The sequence below is a fragment of the Shewanella sp. JNE2 genome, from assembly GCF_023159115.1.
Classification (GTDB): Bacteria; Pseudomonadota; Gammaproteobacteria; order Enterobacterales; family Shewanellaceae; genus Shewanella; species Shewanella putrefaciens.
The window spans coordinates 2,525,642-2,552,543 of the sequence record NZ_CP096169.1 but is presented as its reverse complement, the minus strand read 5'-3'; the positions used below and the strand labels follow the sequence as shown (position 1 = coordinate 2,552,543).

General features: G+C 43.8%; 24 protein-coding genes. 16 read left to right on the top strand and 8 right to left on the bottom strand.

The annotated features are described in order from the left end of the window. Positions 1-152: 152 nt before the first annotated feature. Entirely contained in the window at positions 153-1,439 is a 1,287-nt protein-coding gene (locus tag MZ182_RS11405) for a citrate synthase (RefSeq protein WP_011789068.1), read from the bottom strand. Between the two features lie 416 nt (positions 1,440-1,855). Here MZ182_RS11405 and sdhC point away from each other — a divergent pair, with 416 nt between their 5' ends. The 8 genes from sdhC to sucD all read left to right on the top strand — a co-directional run bounded on the left by sdhC (position 1,856) and on the right by sucD (position 11,463). Then, positions 1,856-2,251 carry a succinate dehydrogenase cytochrome b556 subunit gene (gene sdhC, locus MZ182_RS11400; protein WP_011789069.1) on the top strand — a complete coding sequence of 132 codons (396 nt, stop codon included), beginning with the start codon at positions 1,856-1,858 and terminating at the stop codon, positions 2,249-2,251. Further along, positions 2,245-2,592, top strand: a complete 348-nt coding sequence (gene sdhD, locus MZ182_RS11395) for a succinate dehydrogenase, hydrophobic membrane anchor protein (protein ID WP_011789070.1) — start codon at positions 2,245-2,247, stop codon at positions 2,590-2,592. The genes sdhC and sdhD overlap by 7 nt, the downstream gene beginning before the upstream one ends. After that, positions 2,593-4,359 (top strand): succinate dehydrogenase flavoprotein subunit, encoded by a 1,767-nt coding sequence (gene sdhA / locus MZ182_RS11390; protein ID WP_011789071.1) that lies wholly within the window; start codon positions 2,593-2,595, stop codon positions 4,357-4,359. It begins immediately after the preceding gene. 11 nt (positions 4,360-4,370) lie between these two features. Further along, positions 4,371-5,078, top strand: coding sequence for a succinate dehydrogenase iron-sulfur subunit (locus MZ182_RS11385; RefSeq protein WP_011919444.1), 708 nt, complete (start codon positions 4,371-4,373; stop codon positions 5,076-5,078). 215 nt (positions 5,079-5,293) lie between these two features. Further along, positions 5,294-8,113, top strand: a complete 2,820-nt coding sequence (gene sucA / locus MZ182_RS11380) for a 2-oxoglutarate dehydrogenase E1 component (protein ID WP_011789073.1) — start codon at positions 5,294-5,296, stop codon at positions 8,111-8,113. 31 nt (positions 8,114-8,144) lie between these two features. Then, positions 8,145-9,347, top strand: a complete 1,203-nt coding sequence (odhB, locus tag MZ182_RS11375) for a 2-oxoglutarate dehydrogenase complex dihydrolipoyllysine-residue succinyltransferase (protein WP_011789074.1) — start codon at positions 8,145-8,147, stop codon at positions 9,345-9,347. Between the two features lie 77 nt (positions 9,348-9,424). Then, the gene (gene sucC, locus MZ182_RS11370; protein ID WP_011789075.1) at positions 9,425-10,591 is read left to right on the top strand and encodes an ADP-forming succinate--CoA ligase subunit beta; all 1,167 of its coding nucleotides are present in this window, start codon (positions 9,425-9,427) and stop codon (positions 10,589-10,591) included. After that, a complete protein-coding gene (sucD, locus tag MZ182_RS11365) occupies positions 10,591-11,463 on the top strand; it encodes a succinate--CoA ligase subunit alpha (protein WP_011789076.1) in 873 nt (290 codons plus the stop codon). Before sucC ends, sucD begins: the two co-directional genes overlap by 1 nt. 45 nt (positions 11,464-11,508) lie before the next feature. On the opposite strand, the gene MZ182_RS11360 is transcribed toward sucD, so the two are convergent. Further along, positions 11,509-12,894, bottom strand: a complete 1,386-nt coding sequence (locus tag MZ182_RS11360) for an IS4-like element ISSpu12 family transposase (protein WP_011790805.1) — start codon at positions 12,892-12,894, stop codon at positions 11,509-11,511. Between the two features lie 475 nt (positions 12,895-13,369). Between MZ182_RS11360 and rnk the strand changes: the two genes are divergently transcribed. Then, positions 13,370-13,777, top strand: a complete 408-nt coding sequence (rnk, locus tag MZ182_RS11355) for a nucleoside diphosphate kinase regulator (RefSeq protein ID WP_011789077.1) — start codon at positions 13,370-13,372, stop codon at positions 13,775-13,777. 65 nt (positions 13,778-13,842) lie between these two features. Then, positions 13,843-14,340 (top strand): GNAT family N-acetyltransferase, encoded by a 498-nt coding sequence (locus tag MZ182_RS11350; RefSeq protein ID WP_011789078.1) that lies wholly within the window; start codon positions 13,843-13,845, stop codon positions 14,338-14,340. 95 nt (positions 14,341-14,435) lie between these two features. Here MZ182_RS11350 and fur read toward each other — a convergent pair whose 3' ends face one another. Further along, on the bottom strand, positions 14,436-14,867 hold the full coding sequence (gene fur / locus MZ182_RS11345) for a ferric iron uptake transcriptional regulator (protein ID WP_011789079.1): 432 nt from the start codon (positions 14,865-14,867) through the stop codon (positions 14,436-14,438). A gap of 256 nt (positions 14,868-15,123) precedes the next feature. On the opposite strand from fur, the gene cobB reads away from it, so the two are divergent. The 4 genes from cobB to corA all read left to right on the top strand — a co-directional run bounded on the left by cobB (position 15,124) and on the right by corA (position 17,897). Further along, a complete protein-coding gene (cobB, locus tag MZ182_RS11340) occupies positions 15,124-15,858 on the top strand; it encodes a Sir2 family NAD+-dependent deacetylase (RefSeq protein ID WP_011789080.1) in 735 nt (244 codons plus the stop codon). Next, on the top strand, positions 15,855-16,304 hold the full coding sequence (locus tag MZ182_RS11335) for an ATP-binding protein (protein WP_115014465.1): 450 nt from the start codon (positions 15,855-15,857) through the stop codon (positions 16,302-16,304). The genes cobB and MZ182_RS11335 overlap by 4 nt, the downstream gene beginning before the upstream one ends. Positions 16,305-16,442: 138 nt before the next feature. After that, the gene (locus tag MZ182_RS11330; protein ID WP_025007796.1) at positions 16,443-16,823 is read left to right on the top strand and encodes a hypothetical protein; all 381 of its coding nucleotides are present in this window, start codon (positions 16,443-16,445) and stop codon (positions 16,821-16,823) included. A gap of 126 nt (positions 16,824-16,949) precedes the next feature. Continuing rightward, positions 16,950-17,897 (top strand): magnesium/cobalt transporter CorA, encoded by a 948-nt coding sequence (corA, locus tag MZ182_RS11325; RefSeq protein ID WP_011789083.1) that lies wholly within the window; start codon positions 16,950-16,952, stop codon positions 17,895-17,897. Positions 17,898-17,956: 59 nt separating this feature from the next. On the opposite strand, the gene MZ182_RS11320 is transcribed toward corA, so the two are convergent. Then, positions 17,957-19,219: an HD-GYP domain-containing protein gene (locus MZ182_RS11320; RefSeq protein ID WP_248066125.1), complete on the bottom strand. Its 1,263-nt coding sequence runs from the start codon at positions 19,217-19,219 to the stop codon at positions 17,957-17,959. A 115-nt stretch (positions 19,220-19,334) separates the two neighbouring features. Here MZ182_RS11320 and MZ182_RS11315 point away from each other — a divergent pair, with 115 nt between their 5' ends. Continuing rightward, the gene (locus tag MZ182_RS11315; protein WP_014610728.1) at positions 19,335-20,030 is read left to right on the top strand and encodes a 2OG-Fe(II) oxygenase; all 696 of its coding nucleotides are present in this window, start codon (positions 19,335-19,337) and stop codon (positions 20,028-20,030) included. 16 nt (positions 20,031-20,046) lie between these two features. Here MZ182_RS11315 and MZ182_RS11310 read toward each other — a convergent pair whose 3' ends face one another. From MZ182_RS11310 to MZ182_RS11295, 4 genes are all read right to left on the bottom strand, one after another. After that, entirely contained in the window at positions 20,047-21,396 is a 1,350-nt protein-coding gene (locus tag MZ182_RS11310; protein WP_014610727.1) for a sensor histidine kinase, read from the bottom strand. Further along, the gene (locus MZ182_RS11305) at positions 21,387-22,061 is read right to left on the bottom strand and encodes a response regulator (protein WP_011789087.1); all 675 of its coding nucleotides are present in this window, start codon (positions 22,059-22,061) and stop codon (positions 21,387-21,389) included. The genes MZ182_RS11310 and MZ182_RS11305 overlap by 10 nt, the downstream gene beginning before the upstream one ends. 170 nt (positions 22,062-22,231) lie before the next feature. Then, positions 22,232-22,591, bottom strand: coding sequence for a hypothetical protein (locus tag MZ182_RS11300; protein WP_248066123.1), 360 nt, complete (start codon positions 22,589-22,591; stop codon positions 22,232-22,234). A gap of 167 nt (positions 22,592-22,758) precedes the next feature. Further along, positions 22,759-24,084, bottom strand: a complete 1,326-nt coding sequence (locus MZ182_RS11295) for a dicarboxylate/amino acid:cation symporter (protein WP_011789089.1) — start codon at positions 24,082-24,084, stop codon at positions 22,759-22,761. Between the two features lie 216 nt (positions 24,085-24,300). Here MZ182_RS11295 and MZ182_RS11290 point away from each other — a divergent pair, with 216 nt between their 5' ends. Continuing rightward, positions 24,301-26,856, top strand: coding sequence for an Ig-like domain-containing protein (locus MZ182_RS11290; RefSeq protein ID WP_248066121.1), 2,556 nt, complete (start codon positions 24,301-24,303; stop codon positions 26,854-26,856). Positions 26,857-26,902 lie beyond the last annotated feature (46 nt).

The following is a 26,902-nucleotide window of genomic DNA, read 5'->3' as shown; positions in this document are numbered from 1 at the left end:
CGGTTAATAGCGATTATTCAAGGATGTCATTGTAACAATTAATGACAGAGTGAATTGGATAGTGTCTTTGACATGAAAAAAGCGCCATTAAGGCGCTTTTTAGGTAGAAATAAGAATCAACTTATTTCAGGACTAGACTTCAGTATCAATGCTTAGCGTTTGTCTAAGTCAACAAAATCGCGTGCGACTTCGCCAGTGTACAATTGACGTGGACGGCTGATCTTATGACCGGGTTGATCTAACATTTCTTTCCAGTGGGCAATCCAGCCTACAGTACGGGCCAGTGCGAACAGCACAGTGAACATACTGGTCGGAATACCAATGGCTTTCATGATGATGCCAGAGTAGAAGTCGACGTTTGGATACAGCTTTTTAGAAATAAAGTATTCATCCTCAAGGGCAATACGTTCAAGTTCCATTGCTACATCTAACAGTGGATCTTGTACTTTTAGCTCTTTTAACACTTCATGACAGGTTTCACGCATCACTTTGGCACGTGGGTCAAAGTTTTTGTAAACACGGTGTCCAAAGCCCATCAGACGGAATGGATCATTCTTGTCTTTCGCCCGTTCAATGAATTCAGGAATACGGTCTACAGAACCGATTTCTTCCAACATTTGTAAGCATGCTTCATTGGCACCGCCGTGAGCTGGGCCCCATAGTGAAGCAATACCCGCTGCAATACAGGCAAATGGGTTGGCACCTGAAGAACCCGCTAAACGTACGGTTGAGGTTGATGCATTTTGTTCATGATCGGCATGTAAAATGAAGATCCTGTCCATAGCACGTTCAACAATTGGATTTACTTTGTACTCTTCACACGGCACTGCAAACATCATGCTTAAGAAGTTGCCTGCATAGCTCAAGTCATTACGTGGGTAAACGAATGGTTGGCCTGAAGAATACTTGTAGCACATAGCAGCAATCGTTGGCATTTTGGAGACTAGGCGATAAGCGGCGATTTCGCGGTGGCGAGGATCGTTGACATCGAGTGAGTCTTGGTAAAATGCAGACAATGCACCAGTCACACCACATAACATCGCCATAGGATGAGCATCACGACGGAAGCCTCTAAAGAAGAAGGCTAGCTGCTCATGGACCATAGTGTGGGTTTTTACTGTATGTACAAACTCAGCATATTGCGCTTTCGTCGGCAGTTCACCGTAAAGCAACAGATAACACAGGTCTAGGTAATCGGAGTCAACGGCGAGTTGCTCAATTGGATAGCCACGGTGTAACAATATACCTTGATCGCCATCGATATAGGTTATTGCAGATTCACAGGAGGCTGTCGCGAGAAAACCTGGATCAAAGGTAAAGTAACCTTTGCTGCCAAGTTTACTGATATCGATTACATCAAAACCAGCGGATCCCTGCTTTACTGGCAATTCTATCGAGTCGTTCCCTGGTAATTCTAATTTGGCTCTTAAATCAGCCATACCCCGTTCTCCTTACTTCATTTTTATCTGTGAGTGCGGCATGTCAAACCGCCATTACTTTACAGCCATTCTAGATCACATTTCAATTTAAATAAGCGTTTAAATTTGTTAGACCATGGTATAAAAGCGGTTACTTTCCTTGCTACGACTGGTACTTACGCGAAAAAGTTATTAAAAAAACATAATTTGCATTCTGTGATGTTTGTATTTGACATTTGCCGCGAGTATACTTGCCTCCGCCCAATAAGGGCTGCAAACAATGATTATAAAGCACCCATTTTTTACATGTTAAATGAGTGTGTGTTCAAATAGTTAACTGTTTGTTTAAACTTTGCTTTTGTGTTTACTTTTGCCGTGATTTATCTCCCAGTTTAAAGTTTGTACAAAAGCGGTTCACATAACAAAAAAAATGCTCAATGGAGCTGAGTGAGCAGAACGTGAAAAAGCAAAGACCTGTCCATTTAGATCTGCAGACCATTCGCTTTCCTGCAACAGCGATTGCGTCAATTCTTCACCGTGTATCCGGTGTCATCATGCTGTTCGCTGTTGGCATTCTGATTTGGTTGCTAAATTCCTCTTTAGCCTCCGCTGAAAGTTTTGCTAGCGTACAATCTCTATTTGATAACTTCATTATGAAGTTTATCCTATGGGGCATTATGACCGCATTGGCCTATCATTTATTCGGTGGTTTACGTCACTTAGTAATGGATACGGGTCGTTGGGAAGAGTTGGCTTCGGGTACCGCCTCAGCGAAAGCTGTTTTCGTGCTAACGGTAGCCTTTTCAATTGTAGCGGGGATCTGGGTATGGTAACCAATGCAGCAAGTTTTGGACGCAGTGGTGTTCATGACTTTATTTTACTACGCGCTAGTGCAGTGATCCTCGCCTGTTATACTATTTTCTTGGTTGGCTTTATTGCATGTAGTTCCCCTCTCACCTACGACGTTTGGCATGGCCTGTTTAGCGCTCTGCCGATGAAAGTATTCACTCTTTTAGCGTTAGTCGCATTGTTAGTACATGCATGGATTGGTGTATGGCAAGTATTGACCGATTACGTTAAGTGCACGTCGTTACGTGGTGTTTTACAGTTCACCTTTGTCGTTACCGTCTTTTGTTATCTGGCGGCTGGCATTGTTATTGTGTGGGGTGTCTAAGTGAGTATTCCAGTACGCGAATTTGATGCAGTAGTGATAGGAGCGGGCGGTGCGGGTATGCGCGCAGCTCTGCAGATTTCTAAAGAAGGTAAAAGCTGTGCGCTTTTATCAAAAGTTTTCCCAACACGTTCTCATACTGTGTCTGCACAGGGAGGTATTACCGTTGCGTTAGGTAATGCCCATGAAGATCACTGGGAACAACATATGTACGATACCGTTAAAGGTTCCGATTTTATCGGCGACCAAGATGCTATCGAATTTATGTGTCAAACTGGTCCAGAAGCCATTATTGAACTTGAGCATATGGGGTTGCCTTTCTCTCGTTTTGAAAATGGTAAGATTTATCAACGTCCTTTCGGCGGTCAATCTAAGAACTTTGGTGGTGAGCAGGCGGCGCGTACGGCGGCAGCTGCCGACCGTACAGGTCATGCTTTACTGCATTGTTTGTATCAGCAAAACGTTAAACACAAAACGCAAGTCTTCTCTGAGTGGTATGCCTTAGATTTAGTGAAGAACGCTGATGGTGCTATCGTAGGCTGTACCGCGATTGAAATCGAAACAGGCGATATCGTTTACTTCAAAGCCAAAGCCACCGTTTTAGCAACGGGTGGTGCAGGTCGTATTTATGCGTCTACAACAAACGCACATATTAACACCGGTGACGGTGTCGGTATGGCAATGCGTGCTGGCGTACAAATGCAAGATATGGAAATGTGGCAATTCCACCCAACGGGCATCGCCGGCGCGGGTGTACTTGTGACTGAAGGTTGTCGTGGAGAAGGTGGATATCTTCTAAATAAAGACGGCGAGCGTTTTATGGAGCGTTATGCGCCCAACGCGAAGGATTTAGCATCACGCGACGTAGTAGCACGTTCTATGATGACTGAAATCCGTGAAGGCCGTGGTTTAGATGGTCCATTAGGTCCACACTGTTTACTGAAGCTTGATCACTTAGGTAAAGAAACATTAGAAGCACGTTTACCAGGCGTGTGTGAATTGTCTCGTACCTTTGCCCATATCGATCCGGCCGATGGCCCAATCCCAGTATTACCAACGTGTCACTATATGATGGGCGGTCTGCCAACTAAGGTTAGCGGTCAAGTGATTCGTAAGCATGAAGACGGCACTGAACAGGATGTTATCGGTTTATTCGCGGTAGGTGAGATTGCCTGTGTATCTGTACACGGTGCTAACCGTTTAGGTGGCAACTCACTGCTTGACTTAGTGGTATTTGGTCGTGCAGCGGGACAACATTTAGGTAAGGCGCTCGATGAGACAGCCGATCCTAAAGATGCGACCGATGCGGATATTCAAGCGTCACTTGCACGTCTGAACCGTTGGGAAAACAACAAAGATGGTGAAGATCCAGCGCAAATCCGTAAGGATTTACAACTTTGCATGCAATTAAACTTCTCTGTATTCCGCCGTGGTGATGCTATGGCTGAAGGCTTAGAGCAGTTAAAAGCGATTCGTAAGCGTTTAGAAAATGCTAAGTTGTCAGATAACTCCCGTGAATTCAACACGCAACGTATTGAATGTTTAGAGTTAGATAACTTAATGGCGACGGCGATTGCGACTGCTTATGCTGCCAACTTCCGTACTGAGAGCCGCGGCGCTCATTCGCGTGAAGATTATTTAGAGCGTGACGATGAAAATTGGTTATGCCACAGCTTGTTTGACCCTGTGACAGAGACCATGGACCGTCGTGCTGTGAATATGGCACCTAAGTTACGTGAAGCATTCCCACCGAAGAAGCGTACCTACTAGGAGTTGCAAAGATGAAATTGGAATTTGCAGTTTATCGTTACAATCCTGATGTAGATACTAAACCATACATGCAGGATTACAGCTTAGAAGTGGCAGATGGCTCAGACATGATGGTGCTCGATGCACTGATCAAGTTAAAAGAGCAAGATCCGACGCTATCATTCCGCCGCTCATGCCGTGAAGGTGTGTGTGGTAGCGATGGCGTGAACATGAATGGTAAAAATGGTCTGGCGTGTATTACCCCGATTTCAACCTTTAAAGGTAAGAAATTGGAGATCCGTCCGTTACCAGGTATGCCTGTTGTGCGTGACTTAGTGGTTGATCTTACTCAGTTCTATAAGCAGTATGAGAAGATCAAGCCTTATCTCATCAATGATGAGAAAATGCCTGCCCGTGAACATTTACAATCCCCTGAAGAGCGTGCTCATTTAGACGGGTTGTACGAATGTATCATGTGTGCATGCTGTTCTACGGCTTGTCCATCATTCTGGTGGAATCCTGATAAATTTATCGGTCCTAGCGGTTTGCTCCATGCATACCGTTTCTTGATCGACAGTCGCGATACAGCTACAGAAGAGCGTTTATCTGAGCTGGACGACGCCTATAGCGTGTTCCGTTGCCACGGCATCATGAACTGCGTTGATGTGTGTCCAAAAGGTCTTAATCCGACTAAAGCAATTGGTCATATTAAGTCCATGCTGTTGAAGCGAGCAGTGTAATGCGAGAACCCGAGCTAAAACCAATAATAATATAGCTCTTGAAAGAGTCACTTTCTGAGTTTAGAAGGTGGCTCTTTTGCGTATGTAATGGAAGACAACGCGCCGTATATCTGGATATCTAGGGGCGGCAGAAATTATGCGTCGAAGGTAATCTCTAAAGACTGCATATTTAATACTATGGCTAAGCACGTGTATAAAGTTTGAAAGGAATAGAAATGCACCAAGGCATCATGAAAGCCTGGCTCGAATCATCTCACTTAAGTGGTGCAAATTCGACCTACGTAGAAGAGATGTATGAAGCCTATCAAGAGGACCCACAGTCAGTCTCTGACGATTGGCGTGCGGTATTTGATAATCTCCCTCCGGTGAACGGTGCTGCTAAAGATGCGCCTGAAGCTGCTCACTCAAAAGTACGTGATTATTTTCGCAGTTTAGCCCTAGAAGGGCGTCATAAGAGTTTTGCTCGTGTGACCGATCCTGAAATGGACGCTAAACAAGTTAAAGTCCTACAGTTAATTAACGCCTATCGTTTCCGTGGCCACCAAGGTGCTAACCTTGATCCCCTTGAACTGTGGAAACGTGAACCTGTTGCCGATTTAGATCCCGCCTTCCATGGTTTGACTAAAGAAGACATGGAGCGCGAATTCAATACCGGTTCTTTTGCTCATGGTGGCGAAACCATGAAGCTGGCGGATCTAGTAAAAGCACTGAAAGCCACCTATTGCGGTTCTATCGGTGCTGAATATATGCATATTACCGATACCGATGAAAAGCGTTGGATCCAACAGCGTCTTGAGCCGTCCTTAGGTAGAGCTAACTACGATAAGAGTGTTAAAACTCGGATCCTTGAAGGATTAAATGCGGCAGAAGGTATTGAAAAATACTTAGGCGCTAAATTCCCTGGCGCAAAACGTTTTTCCTTAGAAGGTGGTGATGCGTTAGTGCCTATGATGCGTGAAATTATTTATCGCGCAGGTGAGGCAGGCACTAAAGAGATCGTTGTGGGTATGGCTCACCGCGGACGTCTAAACCTGTTAGTGAATATACTCGGTAAACGTCCAGCTGATTTGTTTGATGAGTTTGCGGGTAAGCATAACGATAACTTAGGATCCGGTGACGTAAAATACCACCAAGGTTTCTCGTCTGATTTTGAAACTCCGGGTGGCAATGTGCATTTAGCACTGGCCTTTAACCCATCGCACCTTGAAATCGTTAATCCAGTGGTGATGGGATCTGTGCGAGCGCGCCAAGACCGTCGTGGTTGTAAGGATGGCCTACAGGTTATGCCAATCACTATCCACGGTGACTCCGCAATTACTGGTCAAGGTATAGTACAAGAGACATTTAACATGTCTCAAACCCGTGGCTTTAAAGTGGGTGGCAGTATCCGTATTGTGGTAAACAACCAAGTTGGTTTCACCACTTCTAATCATGCGGATGTGCGCTCTACTGAATACTGTACCGATATTGCTAAGATGGTGCAGGCTCCTATTTTCCACGTTAACTCTGATGATCCTGAAGCGGTTGCTTTTGTGTCCCAGTTGGCCGTTGATTTTCGTAATGAATTTAAACGTGATGTGGTGGTTGAATTAGTCTGTTATCGCCGTCATGGTCATAACGAAGCGGATGAGCCAAGTGCGACTCAGCCGTTGATGTATGCCAAAATTAAGAAACACCCTACACCACGTAAGATCTATGCTGATAAATTGATTGCTGAAAATACCATCGCTGCCGATGACGTGACAGGTATGGTTAACAACTATCGTGACGCGTTAGATCAGGGTGATTGTGTCGTAAAAGAATGGCGTCCAATGACGTTGCATTCTGTTGACTGGACACCTCATATTGGTCGTGAGTGGGATGAAGCATATCAAGCCTCTATGTCAATGGAACGCTTGCAACGTCTTGCAGATAAGTTGAGTTATGTGCCTGAGAGTCATTCTTTGCAATCTCGTGTGGCTAAGATTTATAGCGACCGTGTTGCAATGGCAAAAGGTGAGAAGCCACTCGATTGGGGCTTTGCAGAAACCTTAGCTTATGCTTCTATTTTGGAGGATAAGCAGCGCGTACGTATCACAGGTCAAGACTCAGGCCGCGGCACTTTCTTCCATCGTCACGCTGTGCTGCACAATCAAAACGATGGCACGACTTACATGCCATTGCGCAATATTGCTGATGAACAAGGCCCAATTGATATTACTGACTCAGTATTATCTGAAGCCTCTGTATTGGCGTTTGAGTATGGTTATGCCACAGCAGAACCCGGTGGTTTAACGATTTGGGAAGCGCAGTTTGGTGACTTTGCTAACTGTGCACAAGTAGTTATCGATCAGTTCTTGTCATCCGGTGAGCAGAAGTGGGGCCGTTTATGTGGTCTGACTATGTTGTTACCCCACGGCTATGAAGGTCAAGGCCCTGAGCATTCAAGCGCCCGTTTAGAGCGTTTCTTGCAGATGTGTGCTAACCACAATATGCAAGTGTGTATACCGTCAACACCAGCACAGGTTTACCATATGTTGCGCCGCCAAGTGGTGCGTCCAATGCGTCGTCCTTTGGTGGTGATGTCACCTAAGTCATTGCTACGTCATCCATTAGCGATTTCAAGCATGGAAGAGTTAGCCAATGGGAGTTTCCAGAACGTGATCGGTGAAATCGATACGTTGGAAGCGAGCAAGGTTGATCGCGTTGTGTTCTGTAGCGGTAAAGTTTACTTTGAACTACTGGAAAAACGCCGTAAAGAAAATATCACTAATGTAGCGCTTATCCGTGTCGAGCAGTTATATCCGTTCCCACATGATGAAATGATCGTTGCTTTGGCTGATTTTCAACATGTGAAAGATTTCGTTTGGTGTCAGGAAGAACCGCAAAACCAAGGTGCTTGGTATTCTAGTCAACATCACTTCTGGGCCGCGATTCCTGCTGGTGCACAGTTAACCTATGCTGGTCGTGAAGCCTCGGCTGCACCCGCGTGTGGTTACCCTGAGTTGCACGCACATCAGCAAGAATCTTTAGTGAACAGTGCATTGAAACTGTAGTAATAGACATTTTATAAAAGGATCGTTTTTCATGAGTATCGAAATCAAGGTACCCGTACTACCAGAATCTGTTGCCGATGCTACGATTGCCACTTGGCACGTTAAAGTGGGTGAGCATGTTTCTCGTGATCAAAATCTTGTTGATATTGAAACAGATAAAGTTGTACTCGAAGTGGTTGCACCTGAAGATGGCCACATTGGTGAGTTTCTGTTCCAAGAGGGCGATACCGTACTTGGTGAACAAGTGATTGCTAAGTTCATCGCGGGGGCTGTTGCTGGTCAAGAAGTCACTAAAGCTCAAGCTGAAGCGGCAGCACCAGTTGCTGAAACAAGTGATGAAAGTAATGATGCGTTAAGTCCATCTGTACGCCGTTTACTGGCAGAGCACAATGTTGATGCTAGCAAAGTGAAAGGTACAGGTGTAGGCGGTCGTATCACTAAAGAAGACGTTGAAGCTTTTGTTAGCTCTGCATCAAAAGGGGCGCCCAAAGCAGCGGCTCCTGCAGCACCTGCCGTTGCGCCATTAGCAGAAGGCCGTAGTGAGAAACGTGTACCTATGACACGTTTACGTAAAACTATCGCTAACCGTCTATTAGAAGCGAAAAACTCTACCGCTATGCTCACGACGTTCAACGAAGTGAACATGAAGCCCATCATGGATATCCGTAAGCAGTACCAAGATATCTTTGAAAAGCGCCACGGCATCCGTTTAGGTTTTATGTCTTTCTATGTGAAAGCGGTGACAGAAGCCCTGAAACGCTTCCCAGAAGTGAACGCATCAATCGACGGCGATGATATTGTTTATCACAATTATTTCGATATTAGCATTGCTGTATCAACACCTCGTGGTCTGGTAACACCTGTCTTACGTGACACAGATACTATGAGCCTTGCTGAAATTGAAAAAGCGGTACGCGATCTCGCTATCAAAGGCCGTGATGGCAAACTGACGGTTGCCGATATGACTGGTGGTAACTTCACCGTGACTAACGGCGGCGTTTTCGGTTCACTGATGTCTACACCGATTCTTAACCTGCCACAAAGTGCGATTTTAGGCATGCATGCCATTAAAGATCGTCCAATGGCAGTCAATGGTCAGGTTGAAATCCTGCCCATGATGTACCTAGCACTCTCATATGACCATCGTATTGTTGATGGCCGTGAGTCTGTTGGTTTCTTGGTTGCGATTAAAGACTTCCTAGAAGACCCAACACGTCTGCTGCTCGATCTATAAGAAAAAGCCAGACATACCCTCGTGACTGGCCCTTTGGGGCCAGTTGGAATTGATTAGAAGTATACGGATAGATCATCATGAATTTGCATGAGTATCAGGCAAAATCCCTATTTGCCGAATATGGTTTACCAGTGTCAGAAGGTTTTGCATGTGATACAGCCCAAGAAGCTGTAGAAGCGGCAGGCCGTATTGGCGGAAATTTATGGGTTGTTAAGTGTCAAGTACACGCTGGCGGCCGCGGTAAAGCGGGTGGCGTTAAAGTCACTGGCGATAAAGAAGAAATCAGAGCCTTTGCCGAACACTGGTTAGGCAAAAATCTGGTGACTTATCAAACAGATGAGAAAGGCCAGCCCGTTGCTAAAATTTTAGTAGAAAGCTGCACCGACATCGCTAACGAACTGTACTTAGGCGCAGTCGTTGACCGTAGCACACGCCGCGTCGTGTTTATGGCGTCAACTGAAGGTGGTGTTGAAATTGAGAAAGTGGCAGAAGAAACGCCAGAACTCATTCACAAAGCGATTATCGATCCGCTAACAGGCCCACAGCCATATCAAGCCCGTGATCTTGGCTTCAAACTGGGTTTGAATCCAACTCAAATGAAACAGTTCACTAAGATCTTTATGGGTCTGGCGACGATGTTCGTTGATCACGATTTTGCGCTACTTGAAATCAACCCACTGGTTATCACCACTGAAGGTAACCTGCACTGCCTAGACGGTAAAATTGGTATCGATGGTAACGCACTGTTCCGTCAGCCAAAAGTTAAAGCAATGCACGACCCATCACAGGATGACGCCCGTGAAGCCCACGCAGCGATGTTCGAACTGAACTATGTGGCATTAGACGGTAACGTTGGCTGTATGGTGAACGGTGCAGGGCTTGCTATGGGTACGATGGACATCGTTAACCTGCACGGTGGCAAGCCAGCAAACTTCCTCGACGTAGGCGGCGGTGCGACTAAAGAACGTGTTGCTGAAGCGTTTAAAATCATTCTGTCTGACAGCAATGTGAAAGCGGTTCTGGTTAACATCTTCGGTGGTATCGTACGTTGTGACATGATCGCTGAAGGTATTATTGGCGCCGTTAAAGAAGTGGGCGTTAAGGTTCCAGTTGTGGTGCGTTTAGAAGGTACTAACGCTGAATTAGGCCGTGAAGTTCTGGCAAAATCTGGTCTTGATATCATTGCAGCTACCAGTCTGACTGATGCGGCTGAACGAGTAGTTAAAGCTGCGGAGGGCAAATAATGTCTGTCTTAATCAATAAAGATACCAAGGTAATTTGCCAAGGCTTTACCGGTGGTCAAGGTACATTCCATTCACAGCAAGCTATCGATTACGGTACGCAAATGGTCGGTGGTGTGTCTCCTGGTAAAGGTGGGACTGAACACTTAGGTCTACCAGTGTTTAACACAGTGAAAGACGCGGTTGCAGCAACTGGCGCAACAGCTTCTGTTATCTATGTTCCAGCACCTTTCTGTAAAGACGCTATTCTTGAAGCAATCGATGGTGGCATCGAGCTTATCGTTTGTATCACTGAAGGCATTCCTACACTGGATATGCTACAAGTGAAAGTGAAGCTTGAAGAAACTGGCGTTCGTATGATCGGTCCTAACTGCCCAGGTGTTATCACCCCAGGTGAGTGTAAGATCGGCATCATGCCAGGTCATATCCACTTAAAAGGTAAAGTGGGTATCGTTTCTCGTTCAGGTACTTTGACGTACGAAGCGGTTAAGCAAACCACTGACGAAGGTTTCGGCCAATCTACTTGCGTAGGTATTGGTGGTGACCCAATTCCAGGTACTAACTTCATCGACGTATTGGAAATGTTCCAAAACGATCCACAGACTGAAGCCATCGTGATGATCGGTGAAATCGGTGGTACTGCTGAAGAAGAAGCGGCGGCTTATATCAAAGCTCACGTGACTAAGCCTGTAGTTTCTTACATTGCCGGTGTCACTGCACCTGCTGGTAAGCGTATGGGCCATGCTGGCGCGATTATCGCTGGCGGTAAAGGTACTGCTGCCGACAAGTTTGCAGCTTTAGAAGCGGCGGGTGTGACCACTGTCCGCTCGTTAGCGGATATCGGCAAAGCGCTACGTGCTAAAACAGGTTGGTAAGCTAACCGTTTAAACACTAAAAGGCGCCTAAGGCCTATCTCTTGATCACATCTCGTGTTCAAGAGATAGAGCCAATTCGTAGCCTTCAAGGATGGTTTGCAGTTTGAACCATCCTTCCCATAACCGCTCCCAACCTACTACACCCGTTCCTTTACTATCGTGCCAACCCGCTAATTTTCCTAAACTTAGGTAAGCCCAATGCACACTGGGTGCTTGCTTGGGTGGTTTGCATTGTTCAACTTTCAGCCACAGTAATTTCCACGCTTTGCAACCCAACAATGTCTCACAACTTTGTTGCTTTGCCTGTTCTTCTTGTAACCCAAGATGGCGCAACTGCTGAACTCGCACCGCTATAAACGCTAGGATCGTAATCATACGCTCCAAATTACCTTTGCTTTGTAAGCGCAAATCTTCAACCTGAGTCCCACCGCTTTTCCAGGATTTATGAAAGTCCTCTATCAGCCAGCGCTTTTCATACCAGCACAAGATCGTCAGTGCTTGTTCCGTCCTGGTGACGGGCTCCGACGTCAGCAGGTGCCAGCACAATCCATCGTCATTGCCTTTTTCAATACAACTGACATAAAACAACGGCGTACTTTCGCCAACTTTATTGCTGGGCATTTTCAGGGTTACCGGTGCAAAACGGACTTCACAGGTCGCGACTCTGGCTTTGCGGCCACCTTTTTGTACCACCTCTACCATTCGCTCCCCAGCACTTTGCAACGAATGGCCGTACAGATGTAACTTACCTTCGGCTTCTTCTATATGCCGACTTATCATCGAACGCACCACAAACCGTTGCTGATGTTCGAGTTTATATTGCAGGTACTCAATTAAATCCGCTTCGCGGTCACAGACGCTGACCGCATGTGCCATGTGTTGACCCAAACGGTTAGCGACATTTTGTGAGGCCTGCTGCCATTTAAAACTCTCTTTTTCCCAGTAAGGTCTTTTGGTTGCGTTTTTGTGCTTTCCCATCGTAGCTATGTCGCGGGTCCACAAATGTTGTTCAATTAAACCAATCACTTGGTTATGTGATGGTGCGTACAGCAATACTGAATGTGCTTGAAATCCGCGGCTCGATAGATGAGATGTAATATGTCCCAGTTCATCACGGACCCCTTTGTGAGAAAAATTTAGCGAGCTGGTGTCTTCCAGTGCCAGTAAGGTGTCAAATGCTAAGGCTTCTTGCTTCGTTGCCATAAAGCCTGCTTCGGCGATGGCATCGGCCGAAATGGCCTCATTGCGGATAAAACGGTAAGCGGCTTCAATATCAGCGGTAGTTTGACTGGCTTGCGGCACAGATTTTCCCATATGAGCAGCCAGCGTTGCCGATAATGCTATCAAGCGTTTGACGCGCCGAGCATCACCTAAACTGGCATGTTGGAAGAGATGTTGGGCCCATTGTGCTGGGTTGGAAATAAAATTCATAGCGTGCGCCTAAAGTTGTTTTGTAGATCAGATCAACAACATCAGCGCGAGTTCAAAAAAATCCCCGAATTTATCGGGGGATTTGTGTATAAGAGACAGGCCTAAGGCGCCTTTTTTATTGGCGGTCATTTACGTGATGAAACCCAGCAAATGATGGGAATGGGATTGAGCTAACACCATGAAGACTAGATATTTTATCTTTAACGGGTTAGATTAAAGCATATTCTAGGATATTGGCAGCTTGTCTCTTGGCGCGAATGAGTCCTAGTTGAGCCTATAACCGTAAGCTTAGTGTTTATGGCATCAATGCTGTTTCAGCAACCAATCTTAACTTTTTTATACGACACGATTGCAGCTTAGTGCTGTAAGCGTAGTTATTTTTTATGGCGCTTATCGCAAGGAAAGGGTAAGCAATGGTTTGATGTTTGCCACCGCTATGGGCTACTACATCAGGTTTTTTAATGAGGGAAAGACTGTGAATACACCTAACATTATTATTTCTGAAATCGATTTGGAAAGATTAGAACGATTATTAGAGTCACTACCAGCGAATGCATTTCCAGGGAAAACGGCATTAGAGGCTGAACTTGATAGAGCAGAGATAGTCCCCGCGACCGAAATGCCTGACAATGTCGTTACAATGAACTCGTTGGTTAAATTTAGTGTTTCATCCAGTAACGATACTTTTTGTCTACGGTTAGTGTATCCCAAGGATGCTAATGGCGAAGGAACTATTTCCATTCTTGCCCCAGTAGGCAGCGCATTGCTTGGATTATCACAAGGTGATGATATTGAATGGCCAGGTCCTGGCGGCACTATGGTTAAGGTTCGTATTGAAGAGATTGTATATCAACCAGAGCGTAGTGGCGATTTTCACCGCTAATCAATTGGCGTAAAGTAAGTGTGTTACTTTACGCCTTATTTTCAGCAGTGGTATAGGGAGTTAAGATGATAACGCAGACCGAACGCTTAATTATTAGGCCATTTACAGAGCAAGATATTGAGGCGCTGTATTTGATGAATAGTAATCCAGCCATGCTGAAATACATTCCCACAGCGGCTTTTACTTCCCGTGAGCAGGCCGAAGTATTATTTCATAATGTGATCCAAGCAGATTACCAACAACACGGATTTGGTCGTTGGGCCGTTGAGCACAAGGCCGATAATAAAGTGATTGGTTTTTGTGGGCCGAAGTTTATTCCAGAGTTTAACGAAGTTGAAATTGGTTATCGTTATTTTCCTGAGTATTGGGGAATGGGAATTGGCAGTGAAGCGGCACAGGCTGCACTAAAGGTATTTCCACAATTTGGGATTGATAAAACGATAGCATTAATTTTAGAGGGAAACGTGGCCTCTGAAGCTGTGGCTAAACGCATTGGTATGTCTTGGCGGGAGTATAGTGAATTTATGGGGCATAGGGTCAATATTTACGCCAGAACATTATAATTATCACTCTAAATAAAAAACCAGCCGACGGCTGGTTTTTAGATTTCGTGTGTTTAACACCCTGCAGTCTAGAGACTGTGGCTAAAGACGGTTGACTACTCGTCGTTGTGATCGCAGTTGTCATTAGTGCAATGGCCATAGAGATATAAGCTGTGATTAGTTAGCTTAATATTATGCTTCATGGCGATTTCATCTTGACGACGTTCGATAACTTCATCTGAAAACTCAATCACTTTGCCACAGGATAGGCAAACTAAGTGATCATGGTGGTGCTGAGTCGACAATTCAAATACGGCTTTACCGCTTTCAAAATGATGACGACTGACGATGCCGGCATCATCAAATTGGTTTAACACACGGTAGACTGTAGCAAGACCAATTTCTTCACCAATATCGAGCAGTTTCTTGTATAAGTCTTCTGCACTGATATGTTGATTTTCAGGTCCTTGCATCAGTTCTAGGATCTTGACTCGTGGCAGGGTAATTTTCAAACCCGCTTTTTTTAGCGCTTGATTTCCATCTGTCATTGCTAATCTCTTGATTGCAGAACCAATAGGTTCATCCGTGGATAGAGCTTGTCATTATAGGGGGTGAAATTGAAAACTTAAACCTTTGTTCTAGCTTTCTGGTCTTATATGCAGATAAATTGTGTTAATTGACGCGAAATTACAATAAATTGCGACAATTCAAGCATAGTTTTTGTAAGGTTATACCAAGGAATAATGTTCACGACCATAAAAGTCCGTGACAATAAGAATAATAAAGAGAATAAAAGGAATCGGCATGTACCAACATATAGTGGTATTAACTGGCGCGGGGATCTCTGCTGAATCGGGATTGCGTACCTTTCGCGATCAAGATGGTTTATGGGAAGAGCATCATATTGAAGATGTCGCGACGCCTGAAGGCTATGAGCGTGATGCTGAGTTAGTGGAACGATTTTATAATAGCCGTTGGCAACAATTGCATAGCGGGGCAGTGGCTCCAAACCCCGCACATCAGGCTTTAGCAAAACTAGAAGCGCAGTTTGTAGGGCAATTATTGATAGTAACGCAGAATATTGATGATTTGCATGAGCGAGCAGGCTCCCGCCGGTTGTTGCATATGCATGGCGAATTGTCTAAAGGTCGGTGCCCGCGTTCGCGTCAAACCTTTCTTTTGCGTGAGCCATTTGGTCCTGATAATTGCTGTACCTGCTGTATTCCCGCTCAGCGTTTACGTCCCCACGTGGTCTGGTTTGGTGAAATGCCATTAGGAATGGATCGAATTCATGATGCGCTTGATAGTTGCGATCTGTTTATTGCAATAGGAACCTCTGGCACAGTCTATCCCGCAGCAGGGTTTGTGGATAGCGCAAATCATCATGGTGCTCAGACGGTTGAAGTGAATTTAATGGCTCCCGATAGACACAGTCAATTTCAATATCACCTTACAGGTAAAGCGGGTGATATAGTGCCTAGGCTTGTTGATACCATTTTGGCAGGTAAAGTGATTGGTAGCGACTTGGTGACAATATGAGCCAAAAACTCGCGATTATTATGCGTGGTTTGCCTGGAAGCGGTAAATCTTATTGGGTTGAGCAGTATATTGCCAACTTACCTTTGGATATGGCTTTTCGTCTGCGTCAATATGGACTCTTTTCAACCGATACATTTTTCTATCAGGGTAACGAATATCGTTTTGATGCGAAAAAATTGCCTGAATACCATCAACGTAATTTAACCGCGTTTATCCAAGCTCTCGTATCGAGTGAGCCTATTGTTATCTGCGATAACACTAATCTTTGTCACTGGGAATATATGGCCTATGATGCCGTGGCAAAAGCGCTTGGCTATCAAGTACGCATTGTACTTGTGGGCGAGCCGTTGAATACCGAGCATCAACGATTATGTGCGGAGCGTAATCGTCATCATGTTTCCCTTGCGCATATTCAACGTATGGCAACAGCATTTGATGCGTTTTAATCGATATTGTAATGAATCATCCTATGATAGCGTTCTTCTTTTTGTCACCTATTCCTTTTAAGCTTGATCTTACAGGCAGTTTATCCATTTTGACTCGCGTATAATGCACTGCTGCGTATGGTTTTACGGGAGCTTTCCTTGCTAACAAAAATTCTGTTCACTCTACTGATCGTTATCGGTGCTTGGTTTTTGCTGTTAAAGCGAGGACGAAGTGTTGGTTCTCAAAGCCAAAGTCATTACCAAGAGAGGTTAACGATAGTGCCTTATGCACCTTTTTGGCGGCGTTATTTGATGACGGGATTATTTGTACTGATTGGAATTAGCACCTTAAGCTACAGTATATGGTACTGGCGTGATCAGCATAAAATTGTCACTGTGACTATTGTGTCACCCACTGGGACTCATAGTGGTGTGTATCAAGCCCGCAAGGGGGATATTTCAGAGGCAAAAATGGTAACAGTGGAAGGGATACATATTCGTTTTTCAACGGCTGAGCGCCTAGAGATCATTGAAGATTAACTTTTCTTTATTTTACTAAATTATCTTATGCATCTTTTCATTGCTAGCTTATGCGGTAAACTAGCGACAATTTTTTAGCCTGCACTTAAGTGGCCTTTTCGCTTAGGTTTTGTTTCAGGAGGACAAATGATTACTGCTTATATCTACGAAAATCGTCACCTCACCGTGGCAGAAATCAGTATACAAGACAGTATTCCCACGTCGACCATTTGGTTAGATCTTTATAAACCTGATGATGCAGAGCGAGAATGGTTAAGTCATTTTTCCGTTGAAGAAGTCCCTGATGAAGAAGATATTAATGAGATTGAGGCGTCGGCGCGTTTTTATCAAAATAGCGATGGGCTTCATATCAACTCTCTGTTTCCACAACGTGTAGGCCAAGACGTCCGCGGTGTAAACGTCTCATTTAATTTACGCAGCAATTTTTTGCTGACTATCCGTGAAGAAGATGTAGGACTTATCCGCTTATTACGTAACTACCTACGTTTAGGTCGACTTGAGGTTTCTACTCCACAGGAGTTGTTCCTCGAGCTTTTTAATCTCAAAGTGGACTATCTTTCAGATTTAATTGAAGACGTATATACAGTACTGGAAAATGTCGGTGAGCAAGTATTTGATAACGATCAACTTGATAGCGTGTTCAAACTGATCACCTTGCAAGAAGACTCCAATGGAAAAATTCGTCTAAGTTTGCTCGATACTCAGCGTTCACTGCGTTATATGCAGCGTTACTACCGTGGACAATTGTCCGATGAGCATCTTAAAGATCTGCGGGAAATGTTGTCAGATATCGAGTCACTGATGCCCCATAGCCAGTTTATTTTCGATAAATTAAACTTTTTGCTTGATGCGGCGATGGGTTTTAGTGGATTACAACAAAATAAAATCATCAAAATATTCTCGGTTGCGGCAGTGGTATTCCTGCCTCCGACGCTCATTGCCAGTAGCTATGGAATGAACTTTAGCAGTATGCCGGAGCTTGAGTGGCAGTATGGTTATCCAATGGCAATAGTAATGATGTTAGCTAGTGCGGCAGGCACTTACTTTTTCTTTAAACGTAAACACTGGTTATAACACTAGGTCAGATTATTGAGACAAAGCCGAACAGTTAATTCGGCTTTTTTTATGACAGGTTACTTACGGCTATCGCCACCAAAATAGTAACTGACACGCTCACGGGGATTAAGATATTCATGTACTTTTTCGGGCAGAGCGGCCGGAGGAAGGCAGCGAACAATACTAATACCTTCCAGTTCAAGATCGACGATTGGCGCTTGATCCTTTGGCACTTGGGCATCGTAGACCAGAATCTTAGGACAGAGCAGCTTTTGCAGATTAACTGACATCACCATGGCATATTGACCACTGGATAATTCCACTACGCTGCCAGGGGGATAGATGCCGAGCATTTTGATTATCTTTCCAATATATTCTTGATTTAACTTCGTTTTATATTGTTTATACAAATGCCCCAGAGCCGCGTATGGCATCATTGGTTTATCTTGCGGGTTGGGATAGCAAAGTGAGTCGTACTCATTTACCACTGCAAGAAGCTGTGACATTTGATCCAAATCTGCCTCCTTAAGTCCCTTAGGGTAACCAGTGCCATCAAGAAACTCATGGTGGTTAGTAATGGCGGGGAGTGCACTAGGTGGAAAGTTTTCCGCTAGTTTTAGTAGTTCAACTCCGAGTAATGGATGTTGTTTAATAAAGTTAAGTTCGGGCGCTGGCCAATGTGTTGATTTTTTAAGGATCTGCGGGGGGATTTTGAGTTTACCCACATCGTGGAAAAGGGCGCTTAAACCAATCGCTTCAATTTCACTGCGACTCCATTCCATCTCTTTCGCAATCAACATTGATAGAATGGCGACATTTAATGAATGGTAATAGATGCTTTCATCTTGCTTAGCATCACTCATTAAGTGCAGAACCAAATTGTCAGAAGTGAGTAGCTGTTCGACTATGCTATGGACTAAATCCTTTGCATCATCAACGGCGTTGAGTGGGCGATTACGTAGTTTGGAGATCATGCTACGCATCATCGCCACTGAGCGAGTAAAGTTTTGTTCTGTTTTATGGATATCTCTGCGCAATTTTTTTTGCACTTCAATTTGCTCAGCCTTGTAAAGTTCCATGTCATTTTTAAGGTCATGGATCTCTGGAGCAGGAGGCAACTTGATCGGGTTTACGGCATCAACACTCAAAGGTTCAACGTCGCTCCGCTCTAGATCGACGATAACATGTGCAATGCCAAGGTTTTTAATTAACTCAATTTGTGCAGCTTGTTTTATATGGAAGCTACTGAATAAAAAGGGATGATCTTTCCAAGCGACGGGCAAACGCACAAAGTTACCTATCTGGAGTTGATGAACTGACACTTTACAGCTTTTTTTCATATTGTTGTTATCGCGAAGTCAATGGTGTTATTTGATATCAATAATGCTGCTTTACAATTACTTAACTAGCATGTCAGCATAGCAAGTATAGAAACAATTACACCATTGAGGATGTATGGACTTTATTGAAGTATACCCTAATGCGTTACCAGATGACCTGTGTGACCGTCTGATTTTAGCATTTGATCAACATACTGGTGTTGTCGATGGACAAACAGGAAATGGTGTTGACCCAGAAAAGAAGATCAGCCGAGATTTAACCATAGATAATTTTGACGATATGCAGCCCTTAAAAAATGAGCTTTTAAGTTATACCTTAAAAGGAGTTGTCGATTATTTTACTCAGTATTCTATGGCATTAATGGGGGCGGTGGCGGTATCAGTAAGTGATGCTGAGGGAAAGCCTACGACCTTAACCCCCTCAAATTTTGCTCAGTTGGGATTGCCTAAGGTTGATGGGCTAGTTAAATATTTGTATCGCAGTGGCAGTATCAATATTCAAAAATATCAGCGTAATAAAGGTGGTTATCCCCACTGGCATTCAGAACAGTTTCCACAAAGTGGCCATAATGAGGCCTTACACCGTGTTGTGTTTTATATGTTTTATCTTAATGATGTTGAGGAGGGGGGAGAAACGGAGTTTTACTACCAACGACGTAAAATTAGTCCTAAAAAAGGCACTATGGTTATAGCGCCAGCAGGGTTTACCCATTCCCACCGTGGCAATATGCCTATCAGTAATGATAAATATATTGCAACATCTTGGGTCATGTTTAACCGTGCTGAGCAATTATATGCGGTATACGCTTAATCATGGTATGTAGAGATTAGACTGGGATGCGGATCCTAAAAAGAGCCCCTTCCAAATGACTTTCTTCAATATCGAGTGTCCCACCATAACTGTGAACAATTTCATCGCATACGGCTAAACCAATACCTTGACCTGGCGATTGTGTATCGGCACGTACACCGCGTTGGATTATCTTTTGCCGCAGTGTTTCCTCTACACCTGGTCCATCATCTTCGACGATTAATTCAAATTCACCCAGTGCATTAAAATGAGCACTGAGCTGTACTTGGCTAATACATAGTCGAAAAGCATTTTCCATTAAGTTTCCACACAGTTCCATTAGATCACCTTTGTTACCTGGAAACTGTAAGTTAGGTGCTATCTTGGCGATAAAGTTAACTTGTTTATCGCGATAAATTTTAAATAGCATCTGCGAAAGCTGATCAACCAGTGGTGCTATAGCGGTATGCTCTTGTTTTAGTCCTTGACGGCCGAGCATCGCGCGCTTGAGCTGATATTTAACCAGTTGATCCATCTGGCTTATTTGCTCCATAATCTTTTCATTAGCAGATTGCTTGCTTAGACTCGTATCGTCAGTGATGGCATGGACAGCGGCTAGACGAGTTTTAAGGCTGTGAGCTAAATCGTTCATCGCATTTTGATAGCGTTGTTGCTGGGCACTTGATTGTTGTAACATTTGGTTCAGTGCTTGAGTTACCCCTTCTAACTCAACAGGGTAACCCTCTGATAGGGATTTAGTTTTACCTTCATTGATCGATTGCAACTCATTTTGCATCAGTACCAGAGGGCGCATTCCCCAATAGGCAGCACTGACGAGTAAAATTAAGGCTAAGGCCAATACCATGGCTAAGCGCATGTAAGTCCGCTTACTGAATTTACTGTATTCTTGTTCAAGTTTCTCGGCATCTTTCATCACCAGCAGGTTATAGTGTACGCCTGCAATTTCTACTGCGAGTAAATAGACAAAGTAGCCTCTTTCATCGGCCATGGTTAGATAATAGGGCGGTGAATCGTTACGGATTTCATTAAAACGTTCGCAGGTATCAAATAAACCACGATCGACTGCGAGTGATGATGTCCATACCTGTTTGAACTTGTCATCACAACTAGCGATAACATAGCGTTCTTGTTTGTTATTTTCTTCGAGCCATGCGCTGGTATCAGGAATGAGATCATGTTCCCTTAACTCTGCGGCGACTTGAGGTATTTCGGCAATGAGTTGGGCAGTTTCTTCGTTGTAACTATTTTGCGCGTGCAGAATATTCACCATCCACGCTAAGCCAAAACCCACTAAAGTGATTATTGATAGTGAGGTGAGAAACATCCGCGTGAGCAGACGTTTCTTAAAGGTAAATTTTAGTTGCATGGCAGGTTAAATTTATATCCTTGGCCACGAATTGTTACTATAGGATTATCTATACCATCTCGGGTAAGTTTTTTACGTAGACGACTCACCATCACTTCAATTGTATTGGGGTCTCCTTCTTTATCGCCATAAATCACATCGAGTAAACGTTGCTTAGCGACAACTTCATGGCAATGACGCATTAAATATTCGAGAATTAAATATTCAAAAGCGGTGACTTCCATCACTTCATTGGCAAGCGTGACTTGTTTTGCGGCGAGATCAAGTTTTAACTCCCCACTTGTGATAACCGGTTTAACGAATCCAGCACTGCGGCGTACTAAAGCATCTAGCCTAGCAACAAGTTCTTCTTTTTGAAAAGGTTTGACTAAATAGTCGTCAGCACCAGCATTGAGACCTTCCACTTTATCTTGCCAGTTTACTCGTGCGGTTAAGATCAGAATAGGGGCTTTGAGTTCTGCGTCACGCAGTTGCTGAATAAGGCTGATCCCATCTTGGTCTGGTAAGCCCAAGTCGACAATCGCAACATCGATGGGGTAATTCGTGGCTTGATAAAACCCTTCTTTAGCCGTGAGGGCAACTTGTACCTGATTGCCTAAATCGCTTAGTTGTACTTTTAGGTGGTGGGATAAAATAACATCATCTTCAACAACCAAAATTCTCATAACATTTATGCCTCAACGTCAATTAGGCTCAGTTTACGCAAAATACCCACTGGAGCCAAATAGTGTCTTATCCTATCTAAGATGAACTTAACCTAGGCTGACCGAGGTTAATCATTGATTAAAATAAACACTAAATAGAATGTATTAAAAAGAGATTTGAGTGCGCAATGTTAATGAATAGAGGAAGTGCCCCAGTAGGATTTTTGTCTCCTTAATCGCAATATACCGTTAAAGCAGAAGATTGCACCAAAGGTAAACAGCATTACAGCCCCCATAATTACCGCTAATCTTATCCAAGGTGTACCGTGAGCCATTCGTATTTGTATTGCATCAATAGCGGTAACACCCCAAACTGAAAAAATACTGACAAATAGAATGACTTGTAATAACCGTATGACGAGGCTGTGTTTAAGATATATGCCAAGTGGTGCTAGCGCAAATGCACCTGCTAAATATAGCTGGTCATATCGTAGGAAATGGGCACTCAGTAACCAATAAGCGACAATTATCCAAATGCTTCTCCACCACATGTTATTTCTCCATTATGCTGAAATTAAAAATTTAACTAATGTAGCGAGAAATGAAGTTTCATTCTACCCGTATGTTCACACTTATGGATATCATGCATGACTGGCACATAAATAAAAACGCCACAGTGATGTGGCGTTTTTATTAGGAGTCATATGCTAAACAGGAACTAGTTTTTTGAATTATCCAGTAGGTGTACTTGTTCATCAAAGCTTCGTGCAACTTTCCCTGCTTGAGTGTTATTAAACACAGTTTCATTAAATTCGCCTTCAGATTTAGCTATCACAACAGTGGCGACACAATCACCGGTAACGTTAACGGCGGTACGCACCATATCGAGTAAGCGGTCAACACCAATGATCAATGCGATACCTTCTACAGGTAAACCCACTTGATTGAGAACCATGGCCAGCATAATAAGACCGACACCAGGTACTCCTGCCGTGCCGATAGATGCCAGAGTTGCTGTGACTACAACGGCGGCATAATCGGTCAGTGTTAATTCAATTCCAAACACTTGGGCGATAAATACCGTGGCGACACCTTGCATAATTGCGGTGCCATCCATATTGATGGTTGCACCAAGGGGGAGAGTGAAAGAGGCTATTTTATTATCGACACCTAATCTGTGTTCAGAAGCTTCAATTGTAATCGGTAGGGTTGCATTTGAACTTGCCGTTGAAAATGCAAAAAGCTGCACATCGCGCATTTTGCGAATAAAGATAAGCGGGTTTAGCCCCGAGAGAAGCTTGAGTAACATTGGGTAGACAACAAAGGCATGGACTAATAATACAACGAGTACTACAAAGAAGTATTTTACGACACTTCCAAAAGTCTCAAGACCTAAGGTTAATGCGAGTTTTCCCATCAGCGCAAATACACCGTAAGGTGCTAACTGCATAATTAAGGTAACGACGCGCATTATCACTTCATTTAAATCTTCAAATAATACGGCAACTCGCTTACCTCGCTCACCAATATGCGCAATAGCAAATCCGAAAATCACTGCAAATATAATAATTTGCAGCATATTCCCTTCACTCATTGCTTGCATCGGATTGGTTGGCACTATGCTAATTAATACATCAGCTAATCCAGGTGCATCCTTAGCAACATAGTGCATTTTTTCTGTAGCTAACGATGCGTTACCTGGATGAACAATCACTGCACTGATAATTGCGATAGTTAAAGCAATTGCAGTTGTAAATAAGTAAAAGGCTAATGTTTTGCCACCTAAACGGCCGAGTTTTGATGGTTCACTGAGTGAGCATGTCCCACAAACGAGAGAGATAAACACTAAAGGTACCACTAACATTTTTAAACTAGAGATAAAAATAGTGCCGATAACATGCAAAAAACCTTCGGTTATATAATCTTTCACAAACACACTTTCAGGGAAAGCGCTACGAAGCAAAAGTCCAAAGAGAATACCACTTGCCATACCTAACAGAATTTTGCTTGTGAGACCGAGTTTATTTTTAAGCGAGGTTGCCATGGGGGTTCCTGTATGTTTTTTGTACTTTCTATTTTTTGGCGTTCACAAGCCTAACAAGAAAATGCAGAAGATGAAATGATGCCAAATGTTAAATATGTTTTTTATAAAAATAAATAGATGTAAAAATGTATAATTTTGGTGAAATTTGTGTGTTTTTACTCTATAGGTTATAGGCATCTAGTTAGTATTATCATCTAAGCAACAGGGAGCCTGACAATGAAGTCAGTGTATAAGGTTTTTCTTGTAGGATTATGTTCACTTTTCTTCGTTGCCTGTGGTGGTGGGGGCAGTATTTCCGATGATGGTGGTACAACGCCGCCTGCTGACAAGTATGTTATTAAATTAGAACTGGTTAATGTTGATGGGCAGGCCATATCAACTATTTCAAATGCAACTCTTGGCAAGCTTATTACTACCGTGACTAAAAATGCGAGTCCACTGGTAGGTGCTCGAATTGTATTCAACTTAGAAGGACAGGGAGGCTTAACACCTGATAGTGGTGTTACTAATACTGAAGGTAAAGTGTCTATTGATGTTTTACCAGGTAATAAACTTGGCTCTGGAAGTATTACGGCTACATATGCACCAATCAGTGGAAGTGTTGTCACTTCAGTTCCAATTTCTTTCAACACTAAAGGTGATGGTGGTGACGCTGGAGGTGGCCCTCAAGTAACATTAAAGCTAACTGACGCTGCAGGAAATTCAATTAATAGCATTACATCGACAACGCCTGGCATATTGTCGGCAACGGTGACCGGACTCACTAAAACCGTGATAGTGACTTTTGATTCCACAATTGGTGATTTGCCCGTCAAGACGGCCATTACTGATCTCAATGGTAAAGCGAGCGTTAATTTATATGCAGGTAGTACACCGGGTGCGGGGACTGCAACTGCGTCATTAAGTACGGGTGAGGTAGGGGAGCAAGTTTTTGTTGTGGGTGCTACCAATGTGTTAATGGGAAGTGGCTCGCCTTTTGTTTCGGGTAAGGCTGATGTGAGTGCATTAACCTTATCAGCAGGAGGGACTGCAACTATTTCAATCTTATTACAAGATGATCAGGGGAAAGCGTTTACTGAGCCAGTGGATGTTCGTTTTGCTTCAACCTGTTCAAATAAAGCCAGCCCTGAAGCTATAATTAGTAGCCCCGTGACCGCGGTGGGTGGGCTGGCTACAAGTACATATCTTGCCAAAGGATGTGTGGATGTTGACAATATTACGGTGACCGCGAATGTGGGTGGCAAAAACTTGTCTGCGACGGGTAGCATTACAGTGTTGTCAGCAAGTGCAGGGAGTGTCGTTTTTGTTGGTGCCACGCCCGAACATATTGGTATTAAAGGGACTGGAATTAATGAGTCTTCTACTTTACGTTTTAGGGTGTTAGATACCAACAATAATCCAGTCGCAAATAAAGCGGTCAGTTTTAAATTGAATAATAATTCAGCTGGATTGACGTTAACCCCCGACACCGCAACATCAAACAATCAAGGGTATGTACAAACAGTGGTTAATTCCGGCACCGTTGCGACAACGGTAAGGGTTACGGCAAGTATTGATGGGACTAACCCATTAATTTCCAGTCAATCCAATGTACTTGTTGTTTCGACAGGTAAACCAGATCAAGACAGTTTTTCACTCTCAGCTTCCGTTTTTAATGTTGAAGGTTGGAATTATGACGGCGCTAAGGTCACTATTACAGCCCGTCTAGCCGATGCCTTTAATAACCCTGTACCTGATGGAACCGCTGTAGTATTTACTGCTGAGGGTGGTTCGATAGAGAGTTCTTGCCAAACACAAAAAGGGGTTTGTTCCGTGGTATGGACAAGCCAGCAACCTCGTCCTGTGGGGGTTGATGGTAATGGACCACTTTTTGATGCAAATGGCAATCAGAACCAAGATCCTAATGCAATGCTTAGAGCCGAGACCAATTTTGCCAGTAAAACATATCTGGGAAATTATTTTGGTCAGCCCTATGGCGGTAGGGTGACTATTACTGCCACTGCTATTGGTGAGGAGTCATTTCCTGATTTAAACAGTAACAACATTCTCGATACTGATAGTGAGTTTAGTTTATTTGTGGGAACTCCTACGAATTGTGGTCGTGATAATAGTGGGGATTGTTATGATCTTACTGAGGCATTTGTTGATCATAATGAAGATGGTATTTATACACCTAAATATCCAAAGAATGGTTCAACGGATACTTCTGGTGATCGTGAGACTTTTACCGATTTTATTGACCCAGTTAACCCGACAGGACAAGGTGTCTTTGATTTAGCCGACGGAGAGTACAGTGGTGTGTTATGTGACAATTCCGCTGCGGCATCAGTCAAATGCAGTCCGCAAGCATCCATCTCCGTACGCCGCTCACTTGTATTAGTGATGTCAGGAAGTGATGCGATTGCCACTCGTGCTGAAAATACCTTAATTGCCGATGCTATTCCCAATAATGGGCAGATTGATATTGCGATTAAAGGCACTGCCTCCGTGATGTTTACTATTGCTGATATCAATAATCAACAAATGCCTGCTGGAACTGTGGTGAACTTTAAAGCAACGGGCGCGACGGTGACAAGTTCAACGAGTTACACATGGCCGAGTACAAATTATAACGGTGGCCGTCAGTTTGTGGTTAGCTTAAAAGGTGGCGATCAAGCTGATTCAGGAAATCTAATCGTCACAGTTACCACTCCGGGTGTAAAAGATGCGCAGGGAGGGGATATTGCTGGAACAACAACGGAGGTACTAAATATTCCTATTCTTGTGAGATAGCTCTATGCGCTAAAAACAAGGTGCTATTGGCACCTTGTTTGGATTG